At 40.8% G+C, this 6,667-nt stretch carries 4 protein-coding genes and 1 riboswitch; all 4 genes read left to right on the top strand.

Annotated features, from left to right (window positions below; all coding sequences use genetic code 11):
- Positions 1–2: 2 nt before the first annotated feature.
- Positions 3–2,090 carry a cellulose biosynthesis cyclic di-GMP-binding regulatory protein BcsB gene (locus EV579_RS15630; protein WP_133744791.1) on the top strand — a complete coding sequence of 696 codons (2,088 nt, stop codon included), beginning with the start codon at positions 3–5 and terminating at the stop codon, positions 2,088–2,090.
- A gap of 69 nt (positions 2,091–2,159) precedes the next feature.
- Positions 2,160–2,304: riboswitch (cyclic di-AMP (ydaO/yuaA leader) on the top strand.
- 112 nt (positions 2,305–2,416) lie between these two features.
- Positions 2,417–4,243 carry an APC family permease gene (locus EV579_RS15635; protein ID WP_024425576.1) on the top strand — a complete coding sequence of 609 codons (1,827 nt, stop codon included), beginning with the start codon at positions 2,417–2,419 and terminating at the stop codon, positions 4,241–4,243.
- Between the two features lie 67 nt (positions 4,244–4,310).
- Positions 4,311–6,032, top strand: a complete 1,722-nt coding sequence (locus EV579_RS15640; protein ID WP_024425577.1) for a pyruvate oxidase — start codon at positions 4,311–4,313, stop codon at positions 6,030–6,032.
- A gap of 231 nt (positions 6,033–6,263) precedes the next feature.
- Positions 6,264–6,667: T7SS effector LXG polymorphic toxin (locus EV579_RS15645; protein WP_243837433.1), on the top strand; the 404-nt coding region annotated here is incomplete at its 3' end.

Below are 6,667 nucleotides of genomic sequence, written 5' to 3' on the forward strand. Positions count from 1 at the left end.
AATTGAAATCGGTAAAATGGATGATTTTTATATTGATGATATCCCTTGCCATTCAGCCTTTTTTCATGGCGGGTCAAGCAATGGCGCAATCAAATCGAGTGCAAGTGAAAGATGACTGGATTCGCTCATCTAAAGGAAGCCAGACAGAAACGCAGCACTTATCAGAAGATGTAGTGACCTTGTATGGACAAGAAGACCGCACTGAATTTTCCTATCAAATAGAGAAAGAAAAAGTAGAGTCTAGCATCCTTACATTGAATATAGAGGCTTCACCATTACTCATTTCGCCATCTTCGTTCACAGTCATGATTGATGGAGAGATTGAAAAGACCATTCCTGTAACAGGGAAAAACCAAAAGAAGTCGATTCAAATCAAATTGAGCAAATCGCAATTGAAAAAAGGTTCTCATCAAATTCAGCTCGCATTTTATGGCGTGTTAAAAGAAGGTGTGTGTATCAACCAAGAGACACCTGCCAACTGGCTGAAAGTATATCCTGAAAGTGAGCTGGCTTTCAAAGGAACTCAAACGAAAGACGTGACGTTAGACAGCTTCCCTTCACCTTTCATTCAAACAGGTGATCAGAAAGAACAAACAGATATTGTGATTCCAAATTCACCGGAAGCAGCTGAATTAGAAGCGGCTATGAAAGTATACCGTACGTTGAAAAACAAAGACCGCCAAGCAGACCTCAAAATTGTCCAAGAAAAGGACCTCAAGCAAATTGCGCATCCAACCATTGCTGTTGGAGCAAAAGGAAACTGGGATGGACGAGTGAAATCGATCGAGCAAGCAGCGAAAATGAAAACCGCAAGCGATCAGCTCACATTAGCGGTGAGAACCTTGACAGGAAAGAAAAAAGAACAGCCCATTTTATTTGTCACTGCTAAGCAGCCAAAAACAATTGCTGAAAAAATCAATGTCCTAACTCAACCAGAACTGACTGGTCAGCTCACTGGTAGCGATTTACTGCTTCAAAAGGTTACGGCTAAAGCATCAAAACCATCTCATCAAATTCGTTTAAAAGATTTTGGTGGTGATGATGTCACGGTTGGAACCAAAAAGACGGCATCTGATCATTACTATTATCCAAAGGCATTGATCGCTAATCAAAAATCAGGTGCAAAGCTAAATCTATCATTTAAAAAATCTGATATAGCGAACAAAGCGGAACGCTTAACAGTCATGATCAATAACGAACCACACGATGTACCGTTAACAAAACTAGGAAACAAAGATGAGAATGGATTCTATCATGTGTCAATTCCAGTAGATTCACAAGTACTCCAAAAGAACGAATATATTGATTTGCAATTTGTTACTACAGGCTTTAAAAACATGGAATCCTGCAGACATACGGATGAAGAAGGCTGGATTTACATTGATAAGAACAGCTCTCTTCAAATACCAGAAGGTACGACTAGTGATACACCGGATTTAGCCGCATGGCCGCTTCCTTTCACATCAAAAACGCAGCAAGGAAAAACATTGATCGTCATTCCAGATCAAATCAAGCAAGAAACGATCACTCAAATGGCGATGCTGACAGAATCATTTAGTCAGCCGGAAGCTGCCCAATATCATTTGATCAAAGCTTCAAATGTGACAAATGATCAATTAAAAGATCACTCTCTCATTTTCATCGGGGGCATTCAAACGTTCTCTCTTTTAAAAGAAAAGGCAGACGATCTCATCGTTCCAGTGAAAAAGGATCAGTATGATGTATCCTCCTTTGGCATGATCAACGAAACGACTGCTCGTATCGTATGGACGCAGCCATCTGTATGGAATAAAGAACAGACAATGACCGTCTTTTCAGGAATGAATGCAGCTGACGCTGATCTTTCACATGAAGTGCTTCATTTCCTGCAAACAAATACGGAAACGGCAACAGTCGCAATCGAGAGCAAAAACAAAGACATGTTCTCTAATCATCAAACGGTCAGCAGCACAACAAATGATCTCCAAAAAGATGAAAAGCAAGGCATCGATGATTCTTGGATTTACTTTGCATGTATCGCTGCGCTAATTATTTTTGTGGTCGGGCTGATTATTTATTTCGTGCGAAAAAACCGCAAAAAGACTGATTGATAAACGATCAAAAGACCTTGAAAAAATGTCTTTACTTTGGTGTCAAACGGGAGTATGATCTCTTTTATAAAAGACCAATCGCTGAATCATTTCAATGAGCGGGGGAACCATTAGTGGTGCAGGACACCACGTGGGGTGAATCCTTTTTAGGTAGGGCAAAGTCTCATGCGCCCGAATCCGTCAGCTAACCTCGTAAGCGTTAAAGAGAGCAAAGACCAACCTGTGATCTAAACAATAGACGCAGGGGCATTCTATTGCCTCTGTGTCTTTTTGGCGATCCATCTTTTGTAACTTAAATCGTTTGACACTAAAGGAGCGGGCATCACATGTACAGTTTGATGAAGCGTATTTTAATTGGGAAACCATTAAAATCACAGGCAGCAGGAGAACAAAAACTATCAAAAATCAAAGCGTTGGCATTATTGTCATCAGACGCATTGTCATCCGTTGCATATGGTACAGAACAAATCTTGATTGTTCTTTCCGTTGTTAGTGCAGCAGCATTTTGGTACTCACTCCCGATTGCAGGTTGTGTATTAATTCTTTTAATGGCGTTAATTTTATCTTACCGCCAAATTATTTATGCTTATCCAGAAGGCGGAGGGGCTTATGTCGTCTCTAGCAGAAACTTAGGTGAAAAGCCAGGACTGGTCGCTGGCGGATCATTGCTTGTAGATTATATTCTGACTGTAGCAGTGAGCATATCAGCGGGTACTGATGCCATCACATCGGCTTTTCCAGCACTATATCCATATCATGTGTTGATCTCAATTGTATTGGTCATCTTGATTATGGTGCTCAACCTTCGTGGGTTGACAGAATCAGCATCTATTTTGGCCTATCCCGTATACTTGTTTGTATTATCACTCCTTATACTAATTGGAGTCGGAGGCTTTAAATTATTAACAGGAGGCATCCCGCCAGCACCTGAGCATACAGCGATCGGCACACATGTACCTGGCATTACTTTATTTCTTTTATTAAAAGCATTTTCGTCTGGCTGTTCAGCACTGACTGGGGTAGAAGCCATTTCAAATACCATTCCATCCTTTAAAAAACCAGCTGCACAAAATGCAGCGAGAACATTATTGATGATGGGTGGATTACTAGCTGTTTTATTTGTGGGTGTGACATTGCTTGCGTTTGGTTTTGGCATCTCACCAAAGCCAGAAGAAACGGTTGTATCACAAATTGCATCAGATACATTTGGACGTACATTTTTCTATTATGTCATTCAGGCTGTCACAGCTTTAATCTTGATATTAGCGGCAAATACCGGCTTTTCCGCCTTTCCTTTATTGGCGGTCAACTTAGCAAAGGATAAATATATGCCGCGCATGTTTACTGTAAGAGGGGATCGACTCGGTTACTCTAATGGCATTATCTTTTTAGGTGTAGCTTCTATGCTGCTCATTTGGTTGTTTGATGGGAAAACGGAACACCTTATTCCGCTATATGCTGTCGGTGTATTTATTCCATTTACCTTGTCACAGACCGGCATGTGTGTGAAGTGGATTCGTGAAAAACCGCAGGGCTGGAAAACGAAAATGCCTATCAATATAGTCGGAGCACTGATTTCTTTCACGGTTCTCATGATTCTCATTTTGACCAAGTTCCATCTTGTATGGCCAGTATTTGTTTTCATGCCAATTGTGCTATTGATCTTTCATTCCATAAAAAAGCATTATCTGTCAGTCGGAGAACAACTGCGTTTAATGAATGAAACAGAGCCTGTTGAGATTAAAGGAAATGTGGTTATCGTGCCAATAGCAGGAGTAACACGTGTCGTTGAGCAATCTGTTCAATATGCAAAATCCTTATCAGAGCAAGTCATAGCAGTTCATGTATCTTTTGATAAAGAAAAAGATAAGAAAATTGAAGCGGATTGGGAAAAACTGAACAGCGGTGTGCGGCTTGTGATATTGCATTCGTCTTATCGAAGTCTTATTCATCCGCTTGATAAATTTCTTGAAACGGTTGAGGCTAAAGCAAATGCGCATCAATATAAAGTGATGGTGCTTGTGCCTCAATTTATCCCGAAAAAAAGATGGCATACGATCTTGCATAACCAATCTGCCTTTTTATTAAGATTCCGTCTATTATGGAAACGGGATATTGTGGTCGCCACCCTTCCATATCATTTTAAAAAGTAGCAGCAAGTTGAAACGTTTGATCAAAAGGGTGCGGTGGTATGGAGTAAGAAAAAAGGAGTTTTCTCACATGCCGCAAAGAACCGCAGGAAAAGAAGTAACAGCGCTACTGGAAGAGTGGGGCGTAAAACATATTTATGGAATGCCCGGCGACAGCATAAACGAATTGATTGAAGAGCTTAGGCATGAATCAAGCCAAATACAATTTATACAAACGAGACATGAAGAAGTGGCGGCACTCTCAGCGGCGGCTGATGCCAAACTAACAGGTAAGCTAGGTGTCTGCTTATCCATCGCTGGACCGGGTGCTGTCCACTTATTAAATGGACTATACGATGCAAAAGCAGATGGCGCACCCGTTTTAGCAATTGCAGGGCAGGTTGCATCGAATGAAGTAGGAAGAGACACATTTCAAGAAATCAAATTAGAGCGGATGTTTGACGACGTCGCTGTCTTTAATCAGCAGGTACAAACAGCAGAAGCTCTGCCTGATTTATTGAATCAAGCCATTAAAGCAGCTTATACCCATAAAGGGGTGGCTGTTCTCACCGTATCAGATGACTTATTTTCTCAAAAAATTAAGCGTAAGCCAGTTTATACATCTCCTCTTTATGTTGAGGGAGAGGTACGGCCAAAGAAAGATCAACTGCTAAAGGCAGCACAGCTAATTAACAATGCGAAGAAGCCAGTCATCTTAGCAGGTAAAGGATTACGAAATGCAAAAGAAGAGCTTCTTTTATTTGCAGAAAAGGCTGCTGCACCTATCGTCATCACACTTCCTGCAAAAGGGGTTGTGCCAGACAGGCATCCATACTTTTTAGGAAACCTAGGTCAAATTGGAACGAAGCCAGCTTATGAAGCGATGGAAGAGTGTGATCTCTTAATTATGCTTGGAACTTCCTTTCCATATAGAGACTACTTACCAGAGGACACACCTGCCATTCAACTGGATATTAAACCAGATCAAATCGGTAAAAGATATCCAGTAGACGTAGGAATCGTGAGTGACAGCAAGAGTGGTTTGCAGGAACTGACCTCCTACATTGAATATAAAGAGCAACGTGGTTTCCTTGAAGCTTGTACAGAGCATATGATGAAATGGCGAGAAGAAATGGATAAGGAAAAATCCGTTGCCACATCACCACTTAAACCGCAGCAAGTCATTGCTAGACTAGAAGAAGCAGTTGAAGACGACGCCATTCTTTCTGTTGATGTAGGGAATGTAACCGTATGGATGGCCCGCCATTTCGAAATGAAACAGCAGGATTTCATCATCTCCAGCTGGCTTGCCACAATGGGCTGTGGTTTGCCTGGAGCGATCTCTGCTAAGTTAAATGAACCGAATCGTCAAGCGGTTGCTGTCTGCGGCGATGGTGGCTTCACAATGGTCATGCAAGACTTTGTGACAGCGGTAAAATATAAACTGCCGATCGTTGTTGTGATCTTAAACAACAACAACCTTGGAATGATCGAATATGAACAACAGGTAAAAGGAAACATCAATTATGGTATAGAGCTGGAAGATATTGATTTTGCTAAGTTCGCAGAAGCATGTGGCGGCAAAGGAATCTCCGTGTCATCACATGAAGAACTAGCTCCAGCCTTTGATACAGCCCTTCAATCTGATAAACCCGTCATTATTGATGTTGCTGTCACCAATGAACCGCCGTTACCTGGGAAAATTACGTACACACAAGCAGCTGGTTTTAGTAAGTACTTATTGAAAAAATTCTTCGAAAAAGGCGAGCTGGATATCCCTCCACTCAAGAAAAGTTTAAAACGCTTTTTCTAAACAAAATGTAGTCGGTCCTCTCAAAAGAGGACTGACTTTTTTGTAATGAAAGAAAAAATATTTCAATTATCACTTGTTTTATTTCCTCTAAAAATATATGGAAATTATTTTTGTAACTTAAAGCCTATTTTTCCAATTCGCTGAGAAAGGTAAAATAGACTTTATGATCAATAATGGAGGGAGTGACTTCTTCTGGGCAAGATACTTGATGCAAAAGCACTAACCAGTGCCATGGACACAAGGGCAAAACACTATCAGGAACTCCGCGAACAAATGGTAGATTTAAAAAAGGCATTACAAGGTGTGGCCAACCTCGGTGATGATTTCACTGGGAAAGGAGCCGATAACATTAAAAGCTTTTATAAAGAGCTCGCCGGAAATGTAGACATGTTTATCAGCTTCATTGATAAGCAAAAAGCCTTTCATGAAGGTGTTTCTGGGACACTGGATGATACGAGTTTTGGTGCCGATACCTTTATAGAAGAACACTTTTTAGACAACGCAGTACATATGGGCATCAAAAACGCCAAAAGCATTGTGAAGGATCAAAAAAAGGCACTCAAAACGATTTTTCAAGACATTGATGACCTCATTTCCCTAGAGGTATTTGATAGCCAAACCTTTGATGAAAAAAT

Origin of the sequence: Bacillus sp. BK450, assembly GCF_004364885.1 — a bacterium.
In the GTDB taxonomy this organism is placed as follows: Bacteria; Bacillota; Bacilli; order Bacillales; family Bacillaceae; genus Bacillus; species Bacillus safensis.

What these genes read in the sequence shown, in the direction of transcription:
- EV579_RS15635 (WP_024425576.1), top strand. Translation starts at nt 2,417, where the DNA reads ATGTACAGTTTGATGAAGCGTATTTTAATTGGGAAACCATTAAAATCA.
- EV579_RS15640 (WP_024425577.1), top strand. Translation starts at nt 4,311, where the DNA reads ATGCCGCAAAGAACCGCAGGAAAAGAAGTAACAGCGCTACTGGAAGAG.